The sequence below is a fragment of the Catenovulum agarivorans DS-2 genome, assembly GCF_000568405.1.
Taxonomy (GTDB): domain Bacteria; phylum Pseudomonadota; class Gammaproteobacteria; order Enterobacterales; family Alteromonadaceae; genus Catenovulum; species Catenovulum agarivorans_A.
Genome location: NZ_ARZY01000001.1, coordinates 1 through 26,292, shown reverse-complemented (window position 1 = coordinate 26,292; position 26,292 = coordinate 1). Strand labels below are relative to the sequence as shown.

The following is a 26,292-nucleotide window of genomic DNA, read 5'->3' as shown; positions in this document are numbered from 1 at the left end:
CAAAAGCTTATATTAAGCATAGTCACAGCTTTTACCTTTTAAAAGCAATAAAACACAGCCCGATTGATTTAAATTAACAAATCCAAAAACTAATACTAAAAGCTGGTAAACGGCCATTAAAATGCTGTTGTGGAAAGTCGTCCAGAGTGACCTTACCTTTATTAAATTTAGGTTTAACCCCATTTATCATGATTTTTTTCGCATCAATCGATTTTGCGGTTAAGACAAACCCGGTCCCTATCGAGCGAAAGTTATCTGGCTCTACATTAACTTCAAAATTACCCATATTAATCAGCATTAAGGTTTTTTCAGCGCTGTTTGCTTTCGCGTGACAATAAGCTCTCACTCTAGGGTGGTTTGACGATACCCGATAAACTTGAGTGCCCATCAGTTGCCCCCAAACCCAGCTCAACCAATAGTCAGGCCGAGGTTTTAATGTTAAGCGGTTAATCAACCCATAATCCCCACCAATTAAACTTTGGCGTATCATCACTTTATGTCCAGAAACAGCCCCATTCCCTAACTGCTCGGCCCACCAGAAACACGATATAAACCTATCAGATAGCTCAGGTTGTCCCCCACACTGCGCGGAGCCTGTTTCCCCTGTCCAAAATTGCGCATTCGGCTGATGGAGTTGTCGCCAAAAATTAAGTTTTTCTGTGTACTTGGCAAAATAATCATAAGAAGTTGGCGACAGCATATTGCGTAAAGTCGCAGTGCGTGTCCGAACAGGTGAGCGTTTGCTTTGAAACGGATAATAATGCCAGCTGACAATGTCTAACTCGAACGTCAGATAACCCAAAAACTTTTTCGTTAAATTAAACATGGGTGCAAGCGACTCACCAAGTTTAGGCCAATAGGCACTGCCCGGCCCCATCACTTTAGTATACGGCAAGTAGCTTTTTACCGTTCGAGCAAAAGTTGCATAATCTTGCGCTAAATTTTTACCTCCTGGTTGGGCACTTAATCCATGAAAAGCCCAATATGCATTGAGTTCATTGCCGAGCTCACACACATCAATTTGATAGTTGTGCTGCTTGGAATACTCTAATAATTTTTGTACTTCAGAACCTTGCCAACTACCGTGCAAACTACGTTCAAACAAACCATATTTAAAAGTAAAAACCAATTTAAGCTGATTACGTTGAACAAATTTATGCAGGTTGTCCCACATTGTTCGAGTTAACACAATAGCATCAGGTTCATGCTCTGGTTGTTCAAAGTAATGAATTTTATCTGCTTCAGAGCCACCTATGCGCAAATAAGCGGGCCCTAACGCTTGCACTAATCTACCTAGTTTTTTGCTGTGCAATTCTATTGGTGGCACTCTTAGCGTGCCTAACCCGCGTTTAACGCCGTTACTGCCTTCCCACCAAAAACCACCAACCAACACCGAAATATCAATTGAAAATGACAAATACTCTGCTTCAACCTGATGAACAGGCTCAAATCGTTCAAGCTTTACTTTTACTTGCTTAGCAGCAACGCGACGGGCTCTAAAATGAAGGATTCTGTAGATGCGTGAGTAAAAAGTAGAAGTTATCCGACTGAACATATCCTGCCAAAATATTAGAAACACTTAACCTAAGTATTTGACTAAATCATGGCAGCTTGATGACATTGTTTTAAATTAACGCAAATTGATTTGCTCACTGTAAAGGCAATGTAAAGTGATTTGAAAGGGCAAAGTAGCCAGTCAATAATAAACTATACTCAACAAGCTAAAGATGTGAGTTTGGATAAGGTATGTTTTTAGGGAATCACTATGCATCCAATAATCAAGTATCTCATTAGTATAATGTTGTGGCTGACCAGCATTTATGCGGAATTACTCTATGCAGAGCAGAGCTCAGCAACTGGTCCACATATTCAAGTTCAACTTGTGAGTGAATATACACAGTTAAACCCAACACAAACCAATTGGATAGGCATTTTGTTGAAGCCAGAACCACACTGGCACACCTATTGGCGAAATCCTGGTGATTCAGGTGAAGCGCCAAGCATGCAATGGCAATTGCCTTCAGGCTTATCAGTTGGTGAGATTATTTGGCCGATACCACAACAAATTAACGTAGCCCACTTAGTTAATTATGGTTACGAAGGTCAAAATTTACTGATGTTGCCGCTAACTTTTACATCATCAGCACAATATCAGCTTGGTCAACAAATAGAAATTAAAGTAGATTTATCTTGGTTGGTTTGCCAAGAAGATTGTGTACCAGGCTGGGCGACATTAACCAAAACGTTTGAAATTTCTAATCAACAACAGCCGAGCGCATTTAAACCTTTATTCGCTCAAACACGCCAACGACACCCTCAAGCGCAAAAACTATCTGGACGCTACGAAATTACCGACAAACACATTGTAGTTTCAGCTAACCCACCCACCAGCGAAAAATGGCAACTTCTACCACTAAAAAGCAGTATTATTCAACACAACAAACCGCAACAAATAGTCGCGAGTACACCAACTCAAACTAGCTTTACAGTTTTGCGATCTGATTATTTTATTGATGACAAACAACCGATTGAATTCTTATTGTCTGATGGAGAGTCAGCCTACTACTTGACCGCTCAGTATAATACTGGCTTAACGACTGCCGCTGTGGGTACAGAATCGCCCCATCTTGCATTAATCTTACTGATGGCGTTAGCAGGCGGTATTATTTTAAATTTAATGCCGTGCGTATTACCCGTGCTCTCCATCAAAGCTTTAAGCTTACAACAGCAAAATTTACCAACACTGACTAAATTTGCCTATTTATTGGGTGTGTTAATTAGCTTTAATTTATTTGCGTTAGCCATTGTTATATTTCGCCAAGGTGGAGAAAGTTTAGGATGGGGTTTTCAAATGCAAAGCCCTTGGTTTGTCGCTTTAATGGCTTTCTTGTTTTTGGCAATTGCGCTGATGCTGTTAGACCAAATTAAAATATCCAACGGATTAACTAATTTGGGACAATCTTGGGTTTCAAGTCACGGCTTTGCTAGCCAGTTCGCCACTGGCGTTTTAGCCGTGTTAGTTGCCTCTCCCTGTACAGCTCCATTTATGGCCGCATCTATTGGCGTTGCTATGGTCAGTCCACCGTTGCAAACAATGCTAATATTTACTAGCCTAGCGCTGGGATTTGCCCTACCACTAACGGTCATTTTCTGTTTACCAAAAGTGGCAAAGTTACTGCCAAAACCAGGTGCGTGGATGGAAAGCTTTCGACAATTTTTAGCTTTCCCAATGTTGGCCACAGTTATTTGGTTAGTTTGGATCTACCTCAATCAAACCAATAGCAGCGCACAACTGATTTTATTATCCGCACTGCTATTATTCGCGCTGTTCTGTTGGTTGGCACAACACAGTAAAGGCGGATTAAAAGTGCTATGTGGTTTAGCAATTATCGCCTGTATTGTGGCACCATTTTATTTTAGTAAAACCCAAGTGGCCATTGAACAAAAAACGCAGCATACCCAGAGCTACTTAAAATACGACGCTAACAAGCTAGCAGAACTAAAAGCTAACAACCAGGTTGTACTGGTAAATATGACTGCAGACTGGTGCATCACGTGTAAGGTTAATGAGCAAGTCGCATTTAATTCAAGCCAAGTGCAAACCGCATTGGCTGATGACAGTGTACACTACATGGTCGGTGATTGGACCAATAAAAATAGCCAAATTTTGAGTTTTTTACAGCAATACCAAAGAGCAGGTGTACCACTATATGTGGTCTACGCAGGCAACCATTCTGAACAAGTTTTGCCTCAGTTATTAACTCCCGCTATGCTAATTGAGGCAATTAACCTCGCCAAAAAGGAGCTAAACCATGAAAGTTAAACAATATTTAAGCTTAGCGGCACTGGCATTTATTAGCTGTTTTGCCCGGGCCGAAATACACATTGATGCTATTGCACCAAACTTTAGCTTAACCAATGAACAAGGCCAAACTGTCTCTTTGTCAGACTACCAAGGCAAATATGTTGTATTAGAATGGACTAATCACCAATGCCCATATGTCGAAAAGCATTACAACAGCGGTAATATGCAAAGCTTGCAGAAAAAATATACTGATGACGGGGTTGTATGGTTATCGATTATTTCTTCTGCGCCAGGCAAACAAGGCCATGTTAGCAGCAACCAAGCGATTGAACTTACGCAGTCGCGCAATGCTGCACCAACTCATGTGCTATTTGACCCATCAGGCAACGTAGGTAAGTTATATGGCGCCAAAACCACACCGCATATGTACATTATAGACAAGCAAGGCAAGCTCAGATATGCCGGCGGCATCGATAGCATAAAATCAGCTAATCCTGCCGACATTAAAAAGGCAGTGAATTATGTGGAGCAAGGTTTATCTGCATTAATGTCTGGACAAACAATTAGCAATAAACTGACACCACCCTATGGATGTTCTGTTAAGTACAAGTCGTAATTGCGAGTTAACTCACCAACTTAACCAGTGCAATTTCTTCTATTAGCTTAGAAATATTATTTGGTTTGTGCAGGTAATACCCCTGCACATAATCAACCTGCAAACGCTGTAGCGTTTGATAAATTTCATTCGTTGAAACGTATTCGACAACTGTTTTTAGATCCATTGTGTGGGCAATTTTATTGATTGCATCAACCATAGCTTGGTCAAATGTATTGCTTTCAATGTCTTTGACAAAAGCACCATCAATCTTTATGTAATCAATCGGTAAGCTTTTTAAATAGCCAAATGACGACAACCCACTGCCAAAATCGTCTAGCGCGAAACGCACACCACATTTTTTTAATTGATTGATAATTGCTGACGCCTTATTTAGGTTGGCGATAGCGACCGTTTCGGTGATCTCAAACACTACCTGATTGCCATCAACTTTATATCTATCGAGCATTTCAAGAATATATTCCTGTAAATCTCCTTTGTTAATAGAATCACCCGACAGGTTAATTGAGCAGCTCACATCCGCTGGTAACCTAAACCTATTTTCATCCAACCATTTAAAAGTCTGTTGGATAACCCATCTGTCTATCGCATAAATTAAATTGTATCGTTCGGCTGTTGGTATAAATGCTCCAGGTGGAATGACCTCCCCTTGCCAATTCATCCGAATTAAGATTTCAAATTTAAGCGTTTTGTCATTAGCCGTTGTCGAACAAATTTGTTGAAAATACAGTTCAAATAAATCCTGTTCTAACGCATGTTTAATTCGCCCAACCCATTCGACCTGCTGCTGGCGCGCTTTTAATTCAGTATCGTCTGGTTGATACACATACACATGATTGCGCCCCATATCTTTAGAGGCATAACACGCAGCATCAGCCAAATGTAAAACATCCGAAACACTGTTTGAGTATTGATCAACAGGTATCACACCAATACTGGTTGTGACACTAAACTCTTTTCCATCCCAACTAAATCTAAATGATTCAACTTGATCACGAATGGTTTCCGCAATTTTTTGCCCACGCTCTATGTCACAATTAAACAGGATTGCAGCAAATTCATCACCACCTAACCGAGCTAGAATGTCGTTAGAGCGGATTAATTTTTTCATCACACTCGAGACTTGTCGCAGTAACTCATCGCCAGCCTGATGACCACATAAATCATTCACTATTTTAAATTTATCTAAATCGATATAAATTAAAACGTGTTGCTCATCCGATTGTATGCTCTGCTCAACCAAAGCGGTTAATGTACGATCAAATTCACTACGATTGATTAGCCCAGTTAATCCATCATGTTTAGCTTGATGACTCAATTGTCGTTGAACAATTTGCGCTTGAGTTACATCTTGGAATACCACCACTGTTCCTGTGACATTTTTTTCATGATCATATACAGGCGACACGGTATGACGAATCGCCCGTACGGTTCCATCTCGACAAAATAATAAGCGAGATTTGTGCGTCACATAAGTTTGTTTATTTTCGATGGATTTTTTAACAATCTGATCTGCTGGCCTATGTTCTGGTGAATCAACAACAGCCATAACATGACTAATCTTTTTGTGTTTAGCACGTGCTAACGTCCAACCAGTCAGCGTCTCAGCAACTGGATTCATATAAACTATGGTGGCATTTTTCGAAGTTGTGATCACCCCATCACCAATCGACTCTAAGGTCGCGTGCATCTGCTCTTTTTCAGTATACAAAGCTGCTTCAATCGCTTTATATTCAGTCATATCATTAATTAAGCAGGTTAACTCTACGGTAGAGTGGCTACTTTGAGTAATAATAATATCCAAATACCGTATTTTATCGTCGTTAATACAATGGCCTTGTAAACGTAAATTGCACGATTTACTAAACAAATTTTCCCTTGCTGCTAATAAATCAACTTCCGCGCCTTGTTCTATTTGAAATACTTTATTAATTTTAAATATCTGCTGAATGCTTTTACCCAAAGCATAGGCTTCAGAAATTGAAAATATCCGCTCTGCTGCCGGGTTGATGCCAGTAATTTTTTGCTCTGAGTCTAGTGTAACCACTCCAGCATGAATATCTTTAACTATGCTTTCGGTTTTAGCGGTTGTATCTTCAATGACATCCATTAATTTATTATAACGCTCAGCAATTAGGCCAACTTCAGTATAAGGTTCTACCGGAATGCGTAAGGACAAATCATGCTCTTGCTTATCTAAATTAACTAAAAAGTCATGCAGGTCAGTGCGGGCATTGTGCTCAGTTATATTTAAGCCATTGTGTTCATCATCTGCACTCACCCGCAGTGGGAAAAAGTAGTTAACGATACGCAGCAAAATATAGCTACAACAAAACGCCCATAAACCACAAACAACCACACCATTTAATTGTGCATAAAACTGTTCAGTTCGGGTCAAACCTGTTGCTAAAACATCTAAATCGGCAAAAAAAGCAACCGCTAACGTGCCCCAAATGCCTGCAAATAAATGCACTGGAATGGCAGATATCGCATCGTCCAATTTCAGTTTACCTAAAAGAGTACAAGCCAATAACATTACAATGGCACCACCAATGCCAATAACAAACGCATCTAATTGCCCAACAGCATGACAAGATGCAGTAATTGCAACTAAACCAGCTAGAATGCCGTTGAGCATCACCACACTATCCTCAAGGTAAGGTGTTGGCCAAATTCGATTTAAAGCAAATGCAGCCATACCACCAGCAGCGGCAGACAATAAGGTATTAACAATAATTAACGGGATATTGGAAGAAAAAGCTAAAGTACTACCAGCATTAAAACCTACCCATCCGACAATAAATAGCACAACACCTAGCATTGCGGATGGTAAATTACTATATGGAATAGAATTAATTTTATTACCGTCGAATCGGCCAATTCTGGGGCCGATAATAATCACAGCCGCAAGTGCAACCCAGCCCCCAATACTATGTACCACCGTTGAGCCAGCAAAATCAACAAAGCCAGTTTCGAGTATACGCCCAGCTTGATTGTCTGATGAGAACCAAGCCCAGTGGCCAAATACAGGATAGATAATAACAACAACAATTGCAGTGATTATTTTATAGGCTAAGTATTTAGTTCGTTCAGCAATGGCACCAGACACTATGGTGGCAGCTGTGGCACAAAACATCGCTTGAAAGATAAAGAACGTGGCTTCAGTGGGTTTGCTATTTTCAACTGAGAAAAGAAAGTTTTGACTGCCTATCCAGCCTAGGTAACTTTGACCAAACATAATGCCATAACTGACTGCCCACCAAAGTAAAAAAGTCAGCGCGAAATCGGTGGCATTTTTCAGTGCAACGTTTATCGCGTTCTTTTTACGCGTTAAGCCAGATTCTAAAAATAAGAAGCCCCCCTGCATGACTAAAACCAATACAGCACAAAACAACACCCATAGAATGTCTATCGTCACGCTCGACTCCTCATTTCACGAACCTGAATTAAGGTTACCTAAAACACCAGAAAAGAATTTAAGCAAGTTTTTTGCCACTTAATAGCAACTGAATCTAGCTCATTGAAAGGGCTTTGTTTTTGGGGGTTATGCTTGGTTTTAGTTGGCAGCAACAGTTGCTTTTGTGAAAACTTGGATAAATTCGAAGAAATTTGTGCACTAAATTGGGTTAAGTTGCAACTTGAACAACTCGTGTAGCCTTGTTATACACAAATTCTGGATCTAGGTCTGCGCCTGAAGGCCACTCTATTGTGTCGAACGCCACTCTAACTTGCTCAAATTCATTTTGATCTTGCAATTTTTTAAATACACCAAAATTTAGATAAGGTTTCATATCTAATGTTCCCTGCTCACCATTTTCAAAATCAATGACTAATAGGTGGTCAGGCTTAGCAATAACTTTTTTAATTGATAGCGACATAGACATTAACCTCATTTAATTGTGAATAAGGCTATTTTAGATTGCAAAATCCGTTAAATAGCCTTACTCAAAAAAGTTCCACTATAATTGATATTATTAAGGACTTTTATTATTTGGGGCAATTAGTCGATGCGACCTGATATGTTACAGAATGCCCTATCAAATATTCATCACCCATATAACCTGTGACTTTTTTCTTACACCAATCCATAGCTAAATGTTTTTCTTCTATATTGGCTCCATCCCAACATTGAGCAACATCTTTAGCCCGATCAGATGCAAACAATGCATCAGAATCAGTAATACTGCACGAACTATACGTAGACTTATCTGAACCATCAGAATTTTCGCTACTACATGCGACTATTGAAAATACAAACGCTAAGCAGTATAAATATTTCATCGTAATACCACCTCCTCACCACACAATACGTATTGCAACTTCTCATCGTGGATAACTTCAACCAACTGCTCAACATAACAACTGAACAAAAGGCCTGAATTAGGCTTAATCTCTTTATCAATGCCATCAACTCGAACTACGGCTAGGTTGGGTGAAACATTATCAATAAATAGATATGAGGGATTGTCAGCACTTGCCAACGAACTATTGGTTTGGATAGCTAGTGATAAGTATGCTAGAGGTAATACAGTTTTAAATCCTATTTTCATTTTATAAACTCTTTAATTAATACATTCCATTTCCTGTCTTAAAAGCCTTTAAATTTTTACTAAGTACCTCCTACATTTTTATTTAATATGTGAAATTTATGCAATCAGCCCAAACTGATATTGCACGCATGCACTAAGTTTTAGAGTCACAGCCATACGTAGAATCTTCATATTTGATTCACTCGAGCAAAAGGGAAACAGATAATATCCATTACATATGAGCCAGCTTATCGAAAGTCTTTTTGTGAGTACGCAAAACTAGCTTTGTTTCTGATTTGACAATTTGTTGCCCTTCGGCACCCGACAAGTCAAGTTGCTTGGTTGCTGCGATATGTGGCCTAGTTACCGCCTTTACACCATACTTTTCAATTTTTTTGTTCATCTAGACCTCTTTATAAAACAAATTCACAACGTGTTAAAGCCTAATTACTGTCACTAACTAAAGACAATTCCGCTGTCGCTTTGATTTTATCATTGTGCTTTCCAACAGCAATAAAACTGATGCTCATAGACAATACCCAACATACGATTGGAACGATAATAGTCGATGCTGTAACTACAGCTATAGCCAGTAAAATCAAGCCTGCAATCCAACTACAATAAAATAAACCTAATGGCCCCAAAAACAATGTTAGCAAGAAGCCTAATGTATAACTTTTTGAATGAACCTTAATATACTGCTCTACCTTCGAGTTCATATCCTATCCTTATTTTAGAGTTCAAAGGCTGTGATTTACACAGCCTATTTGAATTTCATTTAAGGTGCTACTTATGCATCTGGATCATAATCCAAGTTTGGCATTAACCATTTTTCAGCTTCTGTCACTGTCATACCTGTGCGCTCGGCATAACTTTCAACTTGGTCTTTTTGGATTTTACCAACTGCAAAATATTTGCAGTCTGGGTGGGCAAAATACCAACCACTTACTGATGCGCCTGGCCACATGGCGCAACTTTCGGTTAATGACATACCAATGCGGTTTTCAACGTCTAATAAATCCCATAAACGTTTTTTCTCTGTATGTTCTGGGCAAGCAGCATAACCGGGTGCTGGGCGAATACCTTGATATTTTTCGCGAATTAGTTCTTCGTTAGATAAGTTTTCATCCGCTGCATATCCCCAATAGTCTTTACGGATACGCTCGTGTAAATACTCGGCAAATGCTTCAGCTAAACGGTCAGCAACGGCTTTAACCATAATGCTATTGTAATCGTCGTGATCTGCTAAGAAGGTTTCAGCCCACTCATCTGCCCCAAAGCCAGCAGTCAGCGCAAATGCACCGATATAATCATTAATACCTGTATCTTTGCCTGCCACATAATCACTTAAACAACGGTTATAGTTGCCTTGTTTTTTCTTCGATTGCTGACGTAAATGATGCAAACGAGTTAACTCTTCACTGCGACTGTCATCTGTATACACCACTAAATCATCGTCTTCACGCGCAGCTGCAAATAAACCAAATACACCTTTAGCAGTAATTTTTTGCTCTTTCTCTATAATGTCTAAAATCGCATTAGCATCATTAAATAACTTAGTTGCTTCTTCACCCACCACTTCGTGTTTTAAGATAAGTGGATATTTGCCAGTTAACTGCCAAGTTAAAAAGAATGGCGTCCAATCGATGTATTTTCTAAGCTCAGCAACTGACACAACTTGCAACTCAGTTACACCTAATTGTTTAGGTTTAACTGGCGTGTAGTTGTCGAAACTAAGTGGGAATGGGTTTTGACGCGCTTCATCAAAACTGACTAATTCGCTGCGTGGGCCACGGTTTGCGTGTTGTTCACGTACACGCACGTATTCTTCTTGTAAACGCGCGACAAAGTTTGGACGTAACTCATCACTTAATAAACTTGATGCAACAGACACACTGCGTGATGCATTAGGAACATACACAACAGGGTTTTCATATTGTTGTTCAATTTTCACTGCAGTATGTGCTTTTGAAGTTGTTGCTCCACCAATTAATAATGGAATTTCAAAACCACGACGCTGCATTTCTTTGGCAACATGCACCATTTCATCTAACGATGGCGTAATCAAACCAGACAAACCGATAATGTCACATTTTTCATCAATTGCAGTTTGTAAAATTTTATCCGCAGGCACCATAACGCCTAAGTCAACGATTTCGTAGTTGTTACACTGCAACACAACACCGACAATGTTTTTACCTATATCGTGAACGTCACCTTTAACCGTCGCTAACAAAATTTTACCGTTTGTTTGACCTTCGGCTTTTTCTTCCTCTATATAAGGCTCTAAATAAGCAACCGCACGTTTCATTACACGCGCTGATTTAACCACCTGAGGTAAGAACATTTTGCCTTCGCCAAATAAGTCACCTACTACGTTCATGCCATCCATTAAAGGACCTTCAATTACATGTAACGGTCGTTCGGCTTCTTGGCGGGCAGCTTCGGTATCCTCTTCAATAAAGTCAGTAATGCCTTTAACCAAAGAGTATTCTAAGCGCTTACCTACTGGCCAAGAGCGCCACTCTTGCGCGGCAGGATCAGCGGCTTTTTCACCACTGCCGCGGTATTTTTCTGCAAGCTCTAATAGAGCTTCAGTGGCATTGTCGTTGCGGTTTAAAACCACATCTTCTACTGCATCTTTTAACTCTTTCGGAATTTCATCATAAATGGCTAATTGACCAGCATTTACAATACCCATGGTCAAACCATTTTTAATTGCGTAGTACAAGAACACAGCATGAATAGCTTCACGCACAGGATCATTACCACGGAACGAGAATGAAACGTTCGACACACCACCTGATATCATTGCGTGTGGTAAATTCTCTTTAATGTCTTTACAGGCTTCAATAAAATCAACAGCATAGTTGTTATGCTCGTCAATACCGGTGGCAACGGCAAAAATATTCGGGTCGAAAATAATATCTTCTGGTGGGAAACCTACTTTATCAACTAATACATCATACGAGCGTTTACAAATTTCATATTTACGCTCACGAGTATCCGCCTGACCCACTTCGTCAAACGCCATCACAATAACAGCTGCGCCATAATCACGAATAAGCTGCGCTTGTTTGATAAAGTTCTCTTCACCTTCTTTTAAGCTGATAGAGTTAACTATGCCTTTACCTTGAATACATTTTAAACCCGCTTCTAAAATTTCCCATTTAGATGAGTCAATCATAATTGGTACACGAGCGATATCCGGCTCTGAAGCAATTAGGTTCAAAAAGCGCACCATAGCGGCTTGCGAATCTAACATGCCTTCGTCCATGTTAATGTCGATTATTTGCGCACCGTTTTCAACTTGCTGGCGGGCAACTTCTAACGCTTCATCAAATTTATCTTCTTTGATTAAACGTTTAAATCTAGCCGAACCTGTTACATTGGTACGCTCACCCACATTCACGAATAGAGATTGACTATCTATGGTCAAAGGTTCTAAGCCAGATAAACGACAGGCAATTTCACGCGGTTTAATTTCTCGCGGAGCTATGCTAGCAACGGCTTCAGCCATAGCTGCAATATGGTCTGGTCTAGTACCACAACAACCACCAACAATATTAAAGAAGCCTGATTCAGCCCACTCTTTAATATGCACAGCCATATCTTCTGGCTCTAAGTCGTACTCACCAAACGCATTTGGTAAACCGGCATTTGGATGCACAGACACAGCAAAATCAGATACTCGAGCTAATTCTTCTACGTATTGGCGTAACTCTGCTGGCCCTAACGCACAGTTCAAACCAATCGACATTGGGTTTAGGTGACGCAGTGAGTTGTAAAAGCCTTCGGTTGTTTGACCAGATAAAGTACGACCTGATGCATCGGTGATCGTGCCTGAAATCATAATAGGTAAACGATACCCTTTGTTTTCAAACGCTCGCAATACTGCAAAACCAGCCGCTTTTGCATTAAGCGTATCGAAGATGGTTTCAATTAAAATGAAGTCTGCGCCGCCTTCCATTAACGCTTCAGTTGATTCAACATATGCTTCGACTAATTGGTCGAACGAAATATTACGAAAACCTGGATCATTCACGTCTGGCGAGATAGAAGCAGTTTTACTTGTTGGGCCTAGTACACCGGCAACAAATCTTGGTTTATCCGGGTTTTGAGCTGTATATTCATCTGCAATTTCACGTGCAAGTCTGGCTGATTCAACATTAATTTCGCGTGCTAATGACTGCATATCATAGTCAGCCATAGAGTGCGTTGTTGCATTAAAAGTATTGGTTTCAATAATGTCAGCACCAGCGGCCAAATACTCACCATGGATTTCTTTGATCATCTCAGGTTGAGTCAACGACAATAAATCATTATTGCCCTTTAAATCACTTGGCCAATCGGCAAAACGCTCACCCCGATACTCTTCTTCCGTGAGTTTACGGTTTTGGATCATAGTACCCATACCGCCGTCTAGCACTAAAATTCGCTGTTTGAGTAAAGTTTGAATTGTTTGTTCGACTTCACTTTGTTTTATCATTGAAAAACCTTCTAAATACTTTTTAGGCAAGGCGTTACCAAGCCATAAATACGACAAAAGCGCTGCAACTTAATTGTCAGCGCTGTTGTTTAATTAAATTGTGCTATTACACAGATAATTGCGACAAATCGAATGGAGTCGCTTGGTACACATAATGGTTTAACCAATTACAGTACAGCAAGTTACCATGGCTACGCCACATATTTGCTGGCAAGTTATCTGGATTATCATCCGGAAAATAATTTTCTGGAACAGCAGGATCTAAACCATTGTTTACATCACGCCAATATTCATCCGCTAAAGTGGTCGCATTATACTCTGCATGGCCAGTAATAAACACACTTCGTCTGTCTTTACTGGCAATTAAAAATGCACCGCCCTCTTCACAAGTCGCAAGTACATTCAAATCAGGATGTGCTTCTAACTCGGCTAAAGGCACTTCAGCGTAACGTGAATGTGGCATTAAAAAGAAATCATCAAAACCTTGGGTTAACGGCTCAAGCGGGTCAATTGTTTTGTGTTTATATACGCCCGACAATTTCTGCTCGCGCAAACCTCTGTCTAACCCATGTTGATGATAAAGCGCCGCATGTGCTGCCCAACATAAATAAATGGTTGATTGCACGTGTTTTTTCGCCCAGTCCATGATTTCTGTCATCTTGTCCCAGTACTTGACGTCTGTGTATTCAATCAAACCCAGTGGCGCACCAGTTACAATTAAACCATCATAATTTTTGCTATTTTTCACATCATCAAACAAATGATAGAAGTTTGACATATGTGATTCTGGGGTGTTCTTAGACACATGCATATCAATACGCAGCAAATCAATATTCACTTGCAGTGGTGTATTCGCCAACAAGCGCATTAACTGAACTTCAGTTTCTATTTTATTTGGCATTAAATTCAGGATCGCAATCTCCAACGGGCGAATATCTTGACTCATAGCCCGGCTATCCGACATAACAAAGATGTTTTCTTCAGTTAACACCTTAAGCGCGGGTAACAGATCTGGAATTTTGATCGGCATGTCACTTGCTCCTGAACAACATTAATTAGTGACAAATTGTTGCTGGAAATCGCTAAATTGTCAAATTATTTACGTCTAGACGTCTAAACGTCCAATTTAAAAAAATTACTTCAAAAATAGTTCAAATAGGAAACAACCACCCCATATTACAAAACTGTCATACAAAAAATCACCTTTCCGTCTGCGTTTATCAGGCCAAAAAACTGAATAAAAACAATAACGGTAAGATAATTTTAGATTCATTTAACTAAAATGGTAGACAAAACCGTTTTACAGCATTACACTTTGTAAGAACAAATTGACTTACAACAATAGTTGAGTCTCATTGCACAAGCGTTCGGCACTTGATAGGTCGACCACTCAAACATAGAGAGTAATTAATATGTCTAAAAAAATAGCTTTAGTAACCGGTGCAACCGGTGGTATTGGTTTTGAAGTAGCTAAGCGTCTTGGTAAAGATGGTTACACTGTTGTATTAAACGGTATTGAAGATGATCAAGGTGCAGCGCGTGTTGCTGAATTAAAAGAATTAGGTATCGAAGCTGAATATTATGGTTTCGACGTGACTAGCGACGAAGCAGTCACAACTAACGTTAAAGCGATTGGCGACAAATACGGTAAATTAGACGTTGTTGTAAACAACGCTGGTGGTTTAGGTGGTCGTTCTTCAATTGAAGAAATGACAACTGAATTCTTCCGTTTTGTTATGGCATTAAACTTTGACAGCACTTTCTTCGTTTCTCGTGCTGCAATTCCATACTTGAAAAAGTCTGAAAATGCGTCAATCATCAACTACACCTCTAACGCTGCTTGGAATGCAGGCGGCCCAGGTGCTGGTATTTATGGTACTTCTAAAGCGGCAGTTAACTGCTTTACTCGTGCATTAGCGAAAGAGTTATCTCCTCAAGGTATTCGCGTAAACGCTGTATCTCCAGGTACTATCGACACACCTTTCCACGCACAAATTAAAGCAACTAAACCAGAAGTTTTCGCTTCTTGGAAAGACAGCATCTTATTAGGTCGTTTAGGCCAACCTGAAGAAGTTGCATCTGTAATTTCTTTCTTAGTAAGTGAAGATGCTTCGTTCATCACTGCTGAAACTGTACAAATTGGCGGTGGCCAAGCTTTAGGTATCTAAGCCGTATCCAATACGTTTGCCTGTATTGAGATCTAAAATCCCGGCACAGCTCAAGTTGTGTCGGGATTTTTATTTGCAGTAAGCCGGTCTAATTGAAATAATTCATTCAATCAAAAATTCTAGGCTGCAATTTGAAATCTTTTTGTTTAACAACTTTGGCTTTATCTGCCTTTGCTGGCAACTCAGTTTTATGTCGTCTTGCATTAGCTAATCAAACTATAGACGCCACCAGCTTTGCATTAATTCGCCTTTTGTCGGGTATCCTTGTTTTGTGGCTGTTGGTGACAATTAGCAAACAAAATAATCAATCCTTAACAAACCGAAAATTTAGCTGGTCCAGCTGGCTGCCTGCTATCAGTTTGTTTGTTTATGCGCTGAGTTTTTCTTTTGCTTATATTAACTTAGACACTGGCACTGGCGCGCTGATTTTGTTTGGTGCAGTGCAGATCAGCATGCTGGCATTTGCGTTATATTCAGGTGAATCACTGAGTAAATTGGCAATGTTAGGTTTTTTATTCGCGGTTTTAGGATTTATCTACCTCGTCGCCCCCAGCCTCTCTAGCCCATCGTTTAGTGGTTTTATATTAATGACTATATCCGGCCTGGCTTGGGCTGCCTATACCTTATTGGGCAAAGGCGCGAGCAATCCGCTTAAGGACACTTACATAAACTTTTTATATACATTACCGTTTATTTGTATAGCCGGATTCATCAGCTATCAAGTCAATCCTCAATTTGTAGATATCAGCATCAACGGCTTGCTACTGGCGATAGCTTCAGGGGCAATCACTTCCGCGGTTGGATATGCAATATGGTATGCAGCACTTAAGTATCTGACATCTTCCTCAGCCGCTGTTTTACAATTATTGGTGCCTGTATTAGCCGCCTTTGGAGGGATCGTATTTGCAGGCGAACTGCTGACAATACACTTTATCATAGCCTCTTTGATGATATTAGGTGGGATACTGCTAGTCTCATTAAAACCAGCTAAGTCTAAAATCGCATAAGTGTATCCAGTTGATGATTTTTTGTTACAATCCAAACCTCTGCTCAAGCACTGCAGCTTTTAGACATCATTCTGTAGAAAATATAAGGAAAAAATAATAATGAAATTAGTGAATACCCTAGCATTAAGCTTGCTAGTCAGCCTACCCGCCAGTGCCATCGATTTAGTCAATGTTAAAGAGTTACCAGCATGGGTACAAAAAGCAATAACAGAAGAAAAGCAAGTCACCAGTAGAAGCCAGCTTGAATTAAAGAAATTTAATGTTAACAGCCAAGTGATTGGCCAACTCAAGCTTGCCGACCAAGAAGAAAATAATTGGTTTTATTACACAATTGATATAGGTACAGATACCCCAATTGAATGTTATGTGTTTAGTGAATACGATGGCCCCGCAAACTCACTACATTCAATAATGGACAGCAGCTTTGCGGGTATAGAACAATTAAACAATAAGAAGCTTTCAGGTAAATTCAACTATGCAGTCGATGTCGGCATGGTCGACAACACGCCATATATTTCATTTGACAGCTTATACCTGTCAGGTGAAGGTGAGCAGAAAGTCCTTGGCATTCTAAAAGGTTTATCTGCAGAAACTGACGATTCTTTGCAAATTTGCTTGCACAACCAAATTGGCTATCGTCAAACCTTCTATAAGGTCTTTGAATCATTTGTACAAAGCTTTACTCAAAACAAAGCAGAGCCGCACTTTTTTGAGACTGTGTTCAAGATGTCGCTAAACGGCATTCCAATGGGCTTTGGCTCCGAAAGATATAGCCTAGATCAAGATGGAGATGTCTATATAGAAGCGAAAAGTTCGTTAATTGTTCCTGTTGATGCAAACAATGTTTCACGTTCAGATTCTAGCTCTCAAGCATGGAGTCAAACAGATGGTTCGTTAATAAACCAAGTTGAATATTCTGTTGAAAACAGCCAGCTAGCTTCAAATTTATCAATTCAATACCAAGAAGAAAAATGGCAAGTCGCTGGGGAGCTTCAGGGCAAAGCGGTTAATGTTGCGCTAGCATACAATGGCCAACTCCTATCAGATTATGGCACTTACCTTGAGTCTCACAACTTAATGAATTCAGAAGGCAAAACCAGCAGTTACAAAATGTGGGTAAATGAAGCCGACCCTACCACAGCTTTAGAGGTTTCACTTAATAAAATAAGTGATGATAAAAAAGCCAACTTAAAGGTAGATATGGGTCCGATATCTATGGATTTATTGGTGAATAAAGATGGGACCATAAAACGCGGAGTCATGGCGCAGGGTGCTTTCAAGTTAGATTTAACGCCTATCTATCACAAAGGTGAACCGACTCTAAAATGATCACCAAACTAACAACAGCCGTATTTGCAATATGCATTAGTGTGTATTGCAATACAGCATACGCGCAAAGCATACCATCTATTTCATCGGTCAAAACAACTTTAGCTGACGGACAAACATTGCCACTTGCCAATAAAATAGCCTTCGAGTGGCATGCCAACAATAGTCAAAAGGTGATTGAGCAATTTGAAGAACACGCCCATATTCAACTTAGCCAAATAGCTGATGGTAGATTAGAAATGTTTGTTAGTCAGTGGACTAACTCAGCTGGCGAATTTCTCCCTCGACACAAAGCAGATAGTTTTGTCATCGATATTTCAGAAAAAAGTACCCAAGCATTTGTAGCTGGTTTTAACTCTAAACACACTCAACCAATAGAATTGCATCAGCTCACGAGTTATGTAGCCAACTATATCGACAAACCAACATATATTCATGGGTTTAACTTTGCGTCAAAAGTTGCAAATCAACGCAGTGGTGACTGTACTGAATATGCCGTACTAACCACAGCACTCGCTCGGTCACTCGACTTGCCAGCCAGAGTAATGATCGGCATTGTAATAGTAGAAGAAACAGATAAAGTTCAAGCGTTTGGCCATGCTTGGGCTGAAATTTGGCAACAGGGTCATTGGCAAATAGCGGATGCTGCTTTGCTAAACTCAGCTGCGCAGCAACATTTCTATTTACCTACTGGCGAAATAACCAATGAAGGGCCAGGCTACGCAATGTCACTTTTCCGGTCGGTTACCCTGATGCCAAGCGAAATTTCGAATTTGCGCACTGTCAAAGTCACAACAACTGGCGCTGAAAAGCCGCGGCAAATAAGGTTTAGTCGCAGCTTTTAACGGCAGTGAAATTACAAAGTAACCTGCTGCTTAACTGAGCTCAGGTTACTTAACAATGACTTCAAGGCCGGTCGGCGTACCACTTTCAACAAACTGATGGACATTATTGGTTGGCGCCAATAGAGGTGTTCTCCCCCAAATATAACTCTGCTCTTGTACTATCGCATGATAAGCCTTATTCAACGCAACGGCTCTTTGTGGGCTAGGAAGCATCAAAACAGACAAATCATGCTGTAGTGCATCAAACATCTCAGATTTTGTTTGGCTTTTGTTGTCAAAGAACTTGTTATAAACCTCTTGGTTTGTTCTAAATTCATCACCCCAAGGGTTATTTTTTAGATAGGTCGCAAACTCTGGTCTACCATCGGCCATCTGCGGCTCAGCCGTACCTGCAATTGATTTTTCGTTCCAGTGATACCAGCCATTTTTAAATTCTTGGTTGTTCAACTTACGTGCGAATGAGAAGTTTAAATCGGTTGTGGCACTGATACCTGAATGGCAACCCATGCAAAATACTGTTTCTTCATAAGTTTGTGGACGCAAATCACCTTGTTTATCCTCAATAAAGGCTTGATACTTCCACCCTAACCCTGTGTATAAGCCTGTTTCGCTATCCCCTTTAAAGGTACGCAAACGATCAGGAAAGTCGTGTTTTTCTTTTATCTCACTTAATGCAGCATTTTGTAGTTGCGCATACGTGTTCCAACTAACCTTCTTGCTATAACGCACTTCTTTAATACGTGCCGACATTTGCACTTGTTGTTGCTCATTTAAATCTAGATAACGCACCGTATGCAAAAACTCGCTACCAACAGGAAACAGGCCAGCAGCCGCTTTAACTTTATCCTGCTGCTGTAACAAACCTGCTTTACCAACATAATACATGTACACATCTTGTTTTGGTGCCCACTTATAAGTGACTTGCTGAGCAATAGACAACTCGCCATTTTTATCTAAATCCACTTGATATTTTTGTTCGTCGGTCACTGGAATACTAATATCTTTTTCTTGAATGAGCGCTTCAACAATGGCTAAATTCAGCTGGTAAACGTGAATATCAAAGTTGCCTTGCGCATTTTGTTGAAACGCACTTGGCAGGCGAATCATCACGTCATCGGTCGCGCCATTGGTTGGCATAAATGCGCCAGGGAAAGGCGCATAAGCAAACACACGCCAGCCTGTGTATTCTCCATTGCTGGTTCTATCAAAACCATTTTGGTCAAAATTAAACATGACATCTGGGATAAAACCATCCCACTTACCATTGTTGTTTGCATCCCACTTTTTCGGAGGTGATTTAAGTTTCTTGGCTAAGACAATTTCGCCATCTTCAGAGAAATAATTAGATTCACGGACATAAGATAAAATAGCCTCATCCGTCAATGATTGGGTGTGTGCTGAAAAGTCTCGAAAAACGTTTTTCCAACGATTAGTTTGCAAATATTCTGCAGTAAAACCGTATTCTAACTGTAAGTCAGTGCCGTTAATATAATTCGGTCGTTTACCGTTTGCATGACACGCATAACAAGAGTTATAGCTGTTGCCCTGCTCATCTTGTGTCTTGGTATAACATTGGGCTGGTACGTAAGCCGCCTCGTTGTACATCACGTTGGTTCGAGTAAAGGTTTGTTTGCTAAGCGCTTGCTCTAGTTCTGATTGTTGGCCTGAGCAGCCAGCCAAACAGGCAAGGATCAGTAATACAAAAGTCTGTTGCTTGCTCATTATAAAATCCAATTATTCAATTATGCTTTTTTAGGCAATTTAACTGAGTAAATTTACGTATTTATGAAAAGGCATTTTTGAGTGGGGTAAAACAGTCAGGCCGTAAAAGCCAGCCTGACTGTAAAGAGGGCCTTAAAACTATTTATCCATTTCAACGTTAAAACGGAATGGGCCTACATAACCGATTTCAGATTCCATATCACTTTCACGCCCTTCTGGATGCTGAGCAACAGCGGTTAAGTAACCAAAACCATTGATGTCTTTGTACCAGAATGGTGAAGTTGTTTCTGCATCTAACGGAGCTGTGTAGATACGGGTTAATTTGCCTGAATCTAAATCATAAGACCAAATCATGTTATTAACATGTTTGCTGGTATCTTCACCAATAATCAAGGTATTTGAATCTTCTAAATAACTTACGTTATCTGGTGAAGCAATTGAGTTAACATCACAGCTATTGCCTGCGTATACGTCGCCATCAGCATAAGCAAACGGTACACCCGCGACTAAACCACGCATGTTTTTAGCAATATAATCAGAGCCAATGTTACTGTCAGGCATAACATCTAACTCATAAACAACACCACAAGCGTTAGCGTCTACACGAATGTGGTTGTAACCACCCGTTTCACGAGAGCTGCCATCTTCCATACCACGGCTCACTTCTGACATCGCTAGATATAATTTGCCATCTTTTGCGTTGTAAGTAATACCTTCTTCTTTACGAAACTCTGTCGTTGCCCCTTTGTATGCAGCAAAACGGCGTGTTTCTAAGCGTGATGCAATTTTTTCATCTGCAGCATCGACCACTGAATCTTGATTAATATCTTTTAACTTAACACACTCATGATATGCCGAAGTGCTGATTGAAGTATAACCAGTTGCACATTGGTCGTTTTCATCAGGGTCTACAAAATCAAATATGTCACTTAGGTGTGGTTTTTTCGCAACTTCTGCACGAATTTCCGCGTTGCTTGCATGGCCTAAGTTAACCCACTCTAAATCTGCTGTGCCATAGTTTTCTTTGGACTTTTGTACCCATTTAGCCGCGTATAAAGTGCCAGCTGACAAATCTTTTTCCTGGTCTGCAATAAACATGTAGAAGCCGCCGTTTGTACCATCATCCGATAAATAAACCGTGCGGTTATCTGGCATTACGTAAGCTAACTCGTGCGCAAAACGACCCATAGAGTAGTGTTTAGTATACTCAGCTTCGCTTTTATCATTAATTTCAACTTCAGGTGTCCAGCCATAGTAGTAAGGGTTCGACATAGTTAAATCACCTTTCCAGTAAGGCGCAACTGCGTCGTAGTAGAAATTACCCGTTTTACCATCATCTCCCACAGTTAAATCACCACTTGGCTCATACTCTTCAGAGCCTAAGTGCGACTGCCAAGGCGTAGTTTGACCAGCACAATGTACCCAACCGCCAAACTCATTTTTTTGGCTAACGTGCTGCAATGTGCCTTCAACTGGAGATAAATGACCATATTCATCTTGTGCTAACTCTTGAACATAAATAGAGCCAGCTTGACATTCAAATTGAGAGACCATGTACAGCTTGTCATTTTTTTGCAAAATACTGTTGAAGTCTAAACCTGAACCAACACCTGCATTAGTACCGTTACAAATGTAGTCACTGCCATCTTCAAAAGTGATTGGGTCATCCATATAGTCTTTAGACAAACCAAATTTTTCACCTGTTACTTGATCTTCATAAGCTGTTGCCATAATTTTGCGATAGCCAATTGATTGAATTTGGCCATTTACCACAACTTCACCAGAAGCTCGCACTTGTTGCTGTGCATCAAGTGATAAAGGTACTGAAATCTCAGCAAAAGATAACTCAGTTACTTCAGGTTGAGATGGCGCTGGCTCATCATCGTCGTCTGAACCAATTTCAATTGAACAGCCAGATAATACAGAAGCTGTTGCAGCAGCTAACAAGCTCATTTTAAAAAGGTTTTGTGTTTTCATTAGTAGTTCTCCGTGCAAAATAAATTATTGTTGTAAACGTCGGAATGCAGCGACCACAATCAGCAACAACCAAAACAGGTTATTTGCCGCGCCACCATCGATTTCGAAGTCGTCATCGTCGTCATTTTCTTCTTCATCTTCATATCCAGCGTCATTAACAACAGCAACATCTACCCACACTAATCTGTGGTCTGACGAGGCTGCTCTATCTTCAATAAGTGGATATAAATCTTGGTCTTCAGTTGGCCAAAAAACCGAGCCTTGCTGAACTTGTAAACCTGCTCGCGAAGGCAATACGTAGTCAGCACGCATTTTCCAAGAAGCAGTGTGGTAAGGTGCGAGTGGATTGGTGCTATCGTTCGCTGTACCACCATTTGAAGCAGGTGCAAATTCAGCATAGACAGCATCGTTTAGTAATAATTGGTCAATTGTTCCAGGATATGCATCACCTTCAACTGAAGCATTTAAATCACCAGCAATAACAAACCGCGCATCGCCAGTTAAACCACCAGTTTGTCCCATGTCGTCGTAGATATAATCTGCGCCTTGAACATAATCTGCCCAGAAACGAATTTCGTCATGATTGCGACGACCATTTCTGTCTTCATCCCCGTCAAATACTGGAGGCGTTGGATGGCTTGCTAAGATATGCACCAATTCGCCATTCACTTCTACTGGTACGTCCCAGTGCGATTTTGATGATAAACGAAATACATTGGTTTCATCTTGGCTGTACCAATCTTCACCAGTTGCCGGATCGACTGGCATTAGGTTATTTGGCATGTCTTTCCATAAGAATTTTTGGAAAGTTCTTACTTTGTCTTGCACAATTGGATAGCGCGAAAGTAGCACCATACCGTATTGACCTTCAAAACGACCATAACCAAATGCATCGTCTGCTGTTGCCAAGTTGCCGTCGTTGTTTAAGTCAAAACCAGAATCTATGCCTGTGTTTGAAGGAGCAACAAAGTAATATGGGTAGTCAATTGATTGTGCATTGTCTGATTGAGCAACATTTAAATATTGGCTGATAAACATATCAACACCACTATTTTCATCTGCGATATAATCAAACTCGTTAATCAAAACGACATCAGGCCTAACCAGTTGAATAATTTGTGCAATGTTTTTAATTTGTTGGTTATCACCAGCGGCCAATTCATCCGCTAATATTTGCGCACCATTTAACTCAATGTCAGTAGCTGCATAGTTTTCAGCTTCCATACTGGCGTTAAACGCAGCCACTCGCAAATGCTCGTCAGCCTGTTTAGCTTTAACAATGTAAGGGTTTGGCGCTTCAACAAACACCTCTTTAGTTAAAGTAATTTGCTGCGAGTCTGCATCTGTAATTACAACAGAAACGTTAAAATCACCGCCTTGATTATATTGATGAGTTGCGGTTTCACCCGTTGCTGTGGCTCCGTCACCAAAATCCCACTCATAGGTATAAGGTTCAGTGCCGCTATAGGCTGTCGCTTTAAACTCTGCATCCGCCGCTAATTTTAATTCTGTTTTAGCGGCAGTCATTGCTGCGACCATAGGTAAAGCAAGGTTATCTCCTGTTACATCCACCAAGACATCGTCGATGTACCAAGCACCATTGTCGCTATCAGCATCTGCACTTGTTTGATAATGAAATGCCAATGTTACGGTTTGACCAATATAAGCGGCTAAGTCGATATCACCAGAAGCAACAAAATCCGAACCACCTGAGCCCTGACCGTCCTGAGGTAAAGTCGCACTAAGTTCAGTCCAATTCGCATCTTCTGGTTTCATATCCGCTTGATAATCAGTCGACACTTTGACTGAAATATTAGTGCCATCAAAACGAACACGTGAAACAAACGACAAAGTAGCTGTGTTGATTCCAGTCGTTGAAAGATCAATTTGTGGAGAAAGCAACCAATCATTGCTGTCTTCATTGCCACCATAGCCGTTCATTGCAGCAGAACTGGTACCATTAAATGTATCGTTAAACCAGTTTTTATCACTTGCAGAACTATAAGTTGTAAATTGGCCATCTAAGCCGATGGTAAAATCTTCAAAAAAGATTGGTTGTGCCAGCAGAGAAGTCGAAAACATTCCCATTGCAGCCAAACCTAGGGTTAAATTGCGCAGTTTCATACCTGTCCTTATTTATTTGCCGTATTTTGGAGTAATGACAGGTCAGACAAGTTAAGGATAGTTAATGACCAATTGTTGAATGCAAAGTGACAATTTATAGACAGTAATATTTCAGTGGGGTCTGTTTATCTTTAGTTTTTAACAATAAAACTGCATAATAGCCGCCAATTAAGAAGTAAAAGTATTCCTGAAATGACCACTGCAGTTGCACATATTAAGCTGGCGGCGCTAGCTCATAATTTAAAGATCGCTCAACAAGCGGCAGCAAATTCCAAAGTTATCGCGGTATGCAAGGCAAATGGTTATGGGCATGGGTTGGTAGAAACGGCTACCGCGTTTAAAAATGCGGACTGTTTAGGTGTTGCACGTATTGAAGAAGCTTTACAACTTCGACAAGCTCATATCAGCCAACCTATCGTTTTACTTGAAGGCATTTTTTCAGCACAAGAATTAATTGACGCTGAGCAAAAGCAGTTGATTATTTGCATCCACCAACAATGGCAGTTAGATATAATCAAACAACACGCCAGTGGTAAAAAGCTGACGCTATGGTTGAAAGTAGACACGGGCATGACACGCTTAGGTTTTGCCGTTAACGAAATCCCAGCTATCATTGAACAAATAGCGCAAATGCCTCAAATCAACAAACAACTTTGTCTATTGAGTCATTTTGCCTGTGCCGATGAATTCAATCACCCATCCATCATCCAACAAATTCAAAACTTTGAATTTTGTAAAAAACAGGCCATTAAAACGGCGAATAACTTTGGCCTTGAACTCACCTTTTCTATGGCAAACTCAGCTGGCAGCTTAACCTTGCCTGACTGCCACTATGACTATATCAGACCCGGTATAATGCTTTACGGTGTATCCCCAATACCTAATAAAGTGGGCAAACATCATAATTTATTGCCAGTAATGCAACTAACCAGCAAGTTGATCTCAATTAAAGCTATCCCAGCTAGAACATCTGTCGGTTATGGCGCCACTTGGCAAAGCCATAAGCATACACACATCGGCGTTGTCGCAATTGGTTATGGTGATGGCTATCCACGGCATGCGAAAAATGGCACACCCGTTTGGATAAACGGCCGAGTTGTTCCCATTGTTGGTCGAGTATCTATGGATATGATCACAGTCGATTTAGGCGAAAACCCACAAGAAAAAATTGGCGATACGGTTGAGTTATGGGGTGATAATTTACCAATTGAACATGTAGCCGAGTATTCATCAACTATCGCTTACGAGCTACTGTGTCAAATTACCGCAAGAGTTGAGAAAAAATACTACAGTTCTGGTAACTAGTATTTGTTCAAAACTAAAGTTGGTCGAAATTTCCAGCCGGTTTTGCAGTGGTAAATTAGCGCTATAAATGGGTGCAACACGCCCATTTGAAGCATGATTTATAGAAATTCATTTGCTGAACAAAGCACTGTCAAAAAGTGCAATATAGTCGAGCTGGTTATCATTGTTTTTCGCAAAAGCGCTTTAAAGTCATCCATGACACGCTCCCACACGGTATCCCTACCGAGTGAAGTTTTGCGAAAATCAATCACAACCATCTCTTCAGAATGTTGTCGTTGTATGATTTGTGCACATAAAAAAGTCGTGCAGCAATAACATTATGAATAAGGTGGATGGGCATGTTTTGAACAAAACTTCATAAAATAGGGATATTTTA

Annotated in this window: 19 protein-coding genes; 7 read left to right on the top strand and 12 right to left on the bottom strand. The window is 40.3% G+C overall.

Annotated elements, in window-relative coordinates; genetic code table 11:
• Positions 1–73 precede the first annotated feature (73 nt).
• Positions 74–1,555, bottom strand: a complete 1,482-nt coding sequence (locus DS2_RS00095) for a glycoside hydrolase (RefSeq protein WP_035012538.1) — start codon at positions 1,553–1,555, stop codon at positions 74–76.
• A gap of 210 nt (positions 1,556–1,765) precedes the next feature.
• On the opposite strand from DS2_RS00095, the gene DS2_RS00090 reads away from it, so the two are divergent.
• Both DS2_RS00090 and DS2_RS00085 read left to right on the top strand, forming a co-directional pair.
• Positions 1,766–3,823: a protein-disulfide reductase DsbD family protein gene (locus DS2_RS00090; protein ID WP_035012537.1), complete on the top strand. Its 2,058-nt coding sequence runs from the start codon at positions 1,766–1,768 to the stop codon at positions 3,821–3,823.
• A complete protein-coding gene (locus tag DS2_RS00085) occupies positions 3,813–4,421 on the top strand; it encodes a thioredoxin family protein (protein WP_035012536.1) in 609 nt (202 codons plus the stop codon). Before DS2_RS00090 ends, DS2_RS00085 begins: the two co-directional genes overlap by 11 nt.
• Positions 4,422–4,428: 7 nt before the next feature.
• On the opposite strand, the gene amt is transcribed toward DS2_RS00085, so the two are convergent.
• The 8 genes from amt to metA all read right to left on the bottom strand — a co-directional run bounded on the left by amt (position 4,429) and on the right by metA (position 14,469).
• Positions 4,429–7,839: an ammonium transporter gene (gene amt, locus DS2_RS00080; RefSeq protein WP_035012535.1), complete on the bottom strand. Its 3,411-nt coding sequence runs from the start codon at positions 7,837–7,839 to the stop codon at positions 4,429–4,431.
• A 208-nt stretch (positions 7,840–8,047) separates the two neighbouring features.
• Positions 8,048–8,299: a DUF2442 domain-containing protein gene (locus DS2_RS00075; protein ID WP_035012534.1), complete on the bottom strand. Its 252-nt coding sequence runs from the start codon at positions 8,297–8,299 to the stop codon at positions 8,048–8,050.
• Between the two features lie 109 nt (positions 8,300–8,408).
• Complete coding sequence (locus DS2_RS00070) at positions 8,409–8,702, bottom strand: hypothetical protein (RefSeq protein WP_035012532.1); 294 nt, start codon at positions 8,700–8,702, stop codon at positions 8,409–8,411.
• Positions 8,699–8,971, bottom strand: a complete 273-nt coding sequence (locus tag DS2_RS00065) for a hypothetical protein (protein ID WP_035012531.1) — start codon at positions 8,969–8,971, stop codon at positions 8,699–8,701. The genes DS2_RS00070 and DS2_RS00065 overlap by 4 nt, the downstream gene beginning before the upstream one ends.
• Before the next feature lie 211 nt (positions 8,972–9,182).
• A complete protein-coding gene (locus DS2_RS00060; protein ID WP_035012530.1) occupies positions 9,183–9,353 on the bottom strand; it encodes a hypothetical protein in 171 nt (56 codons plus the stop codon).
• Positions 9,354–9,393: 40 nt separating this feature from the next.
• On the bottom strand, positions 9,394–9,669 hold the full coding sequence (locus tag DS2_RS00055) for a hypothetical protein (RefSeq protein ID WP_035012529.1): 276 nt from the start codon (positions 9,667–9,669) through the stop codon (positions 9,394–9,396).
• Between the two features lie 71 nt (positions 9,670–9,740).
• A complete protein-coding gene (gene metH, locus DS2_RS00050) occupies positions 9,741–13,439 on the bottom strand; it encodes a methionine synthase (protein WP_035012528.1) in 3,699 nt (1,232 codons plus the stop codon).
• 106 nt (positions 13,440–13,545) lie between these two features.
• Positions 13,546–14,469 (bottom strand): homoserine O-acetyltransferase MetA, encoded by a 924-nt coding sequence (gene metA, locus DS2_RS00045; protein WP_035012526.1) that lies wholly within the window; start codon positions 14,467–14,469, stop codon positions 13,546–13,548.
• A 382-nt stretch (positions 14,470–14,851) separates the two neighbouring features.
• Here metA and DS2_RS00040 point away from each other — a divergent pair, with 382 nt between their 5' ends.
• From DS2_RS00040 to DS2_RS00025, 4 genes are all read left to right on the top strand, one after another.
• Positions 14,852–15,607, top strand: a complete 756-nt coding sequence (locus DS2_RS00040) for an SDR family NAD(P)-dependent oxidoreductase (RefSeq protein ID WP_035012525.1) — start codon at positions 14,852–14,854, stop codon at positions 15,605–15,607.
• A gap of 131 nt (positions 15,608–15,738) precedes the next feature.
• The gene (locus DS2_RS00035) at positions 15,739–16,614 is read left to right on the top strand and encodes a DMT family transporter (RefSeq protein ID WP_200870103.1); all 876 of its coding nucleotides are present in this window, start codon (positions 15,739–15,741) and stop codon (positions 16,612–16,614) included.
• 99 nt (positions 16,615–16,713) lie between these two features.
• Positions 16,714–17,943, top strand: coding sequence for a hypothetical protein (locus tag DS2_RS00030; protein ID WP_035012524.1), 1,230 nt, complete (start codon positions 16,714–16,716; stop codon positions 17,941–17,943).
• Positions 17,940–18,788: a transglutaminase-like domain-containing protein gene (locus tag DS2_RS00025; protein WP_051479475.1), complete on the top strand. Its 849-nt coding sequence runs from the start codon at positions 17,940–17,942 to the stop codon at positions 18,786–18,788. The genes DS2_RS00030 and DS2_RS00025 overlap by 4 nt, the downstream gene beginning before the upstream one ends.
• Before the next feature lie 45 nt (positions 18,789–18,833).
• Here DS2_RS00025 and DS2_RS00020 read toward each other — a convergent pair whose 3' ends face one another.
• The 3 genes from DS2_RS00020 to DS2_RS00010 form a co-directional block, all read right to left on the bottom strand.
• Positions 18,834–20,510, bottom strand: coding sequence for a hypothetical protein (locus DS2_RS00020; RefSeq protein ID WP_035012523.1), 1,677 nt, complete (start codon positions 20,508–20,510; stop codon positions 18,834–18,836).
• A gap of 138 nt (positions 20,511–20,648) precedes the next feature.
• Entirely contained in the window at positions 20,649–22,487 is a 1,839-nt protein-coding gene (locus tag DS2_RS00015) for a PhoX family protein (protein WP_035012521.1), read from the bottom strand.
• A 24-nt stretch (positions 22,488–22,511) separates the two neighbouring features.
• Entirely contained in the window at positions 22,512–24,611 is a 2,100-nt protein-coding gene (locus DS2_RS00010; RefSeq protein WP_035012520.1) for an endonuclease/exonuclease/phosphatase family protein, read from the bottom strand.
• Positions 24,612–24,803: 192 nt separating this feature from the next.
• Here DS2_RS00010 and alr point away from each other — a divergent pair, with 192 nt between their 5' ends.
• Positions 24,804–25,916 (top strand): alanine racemase, encoded by a 1,113-nt coding sequence (alr, locus tag DS2_RS00005; RefSeq protein ID WP_035012519.1) that lies wholly within the window; start codon positions 24,804–24,806, stop codon positions 25,914–25,916.
• Positions 25,917–26,292 lie beyond the last annotated feature (376 nt).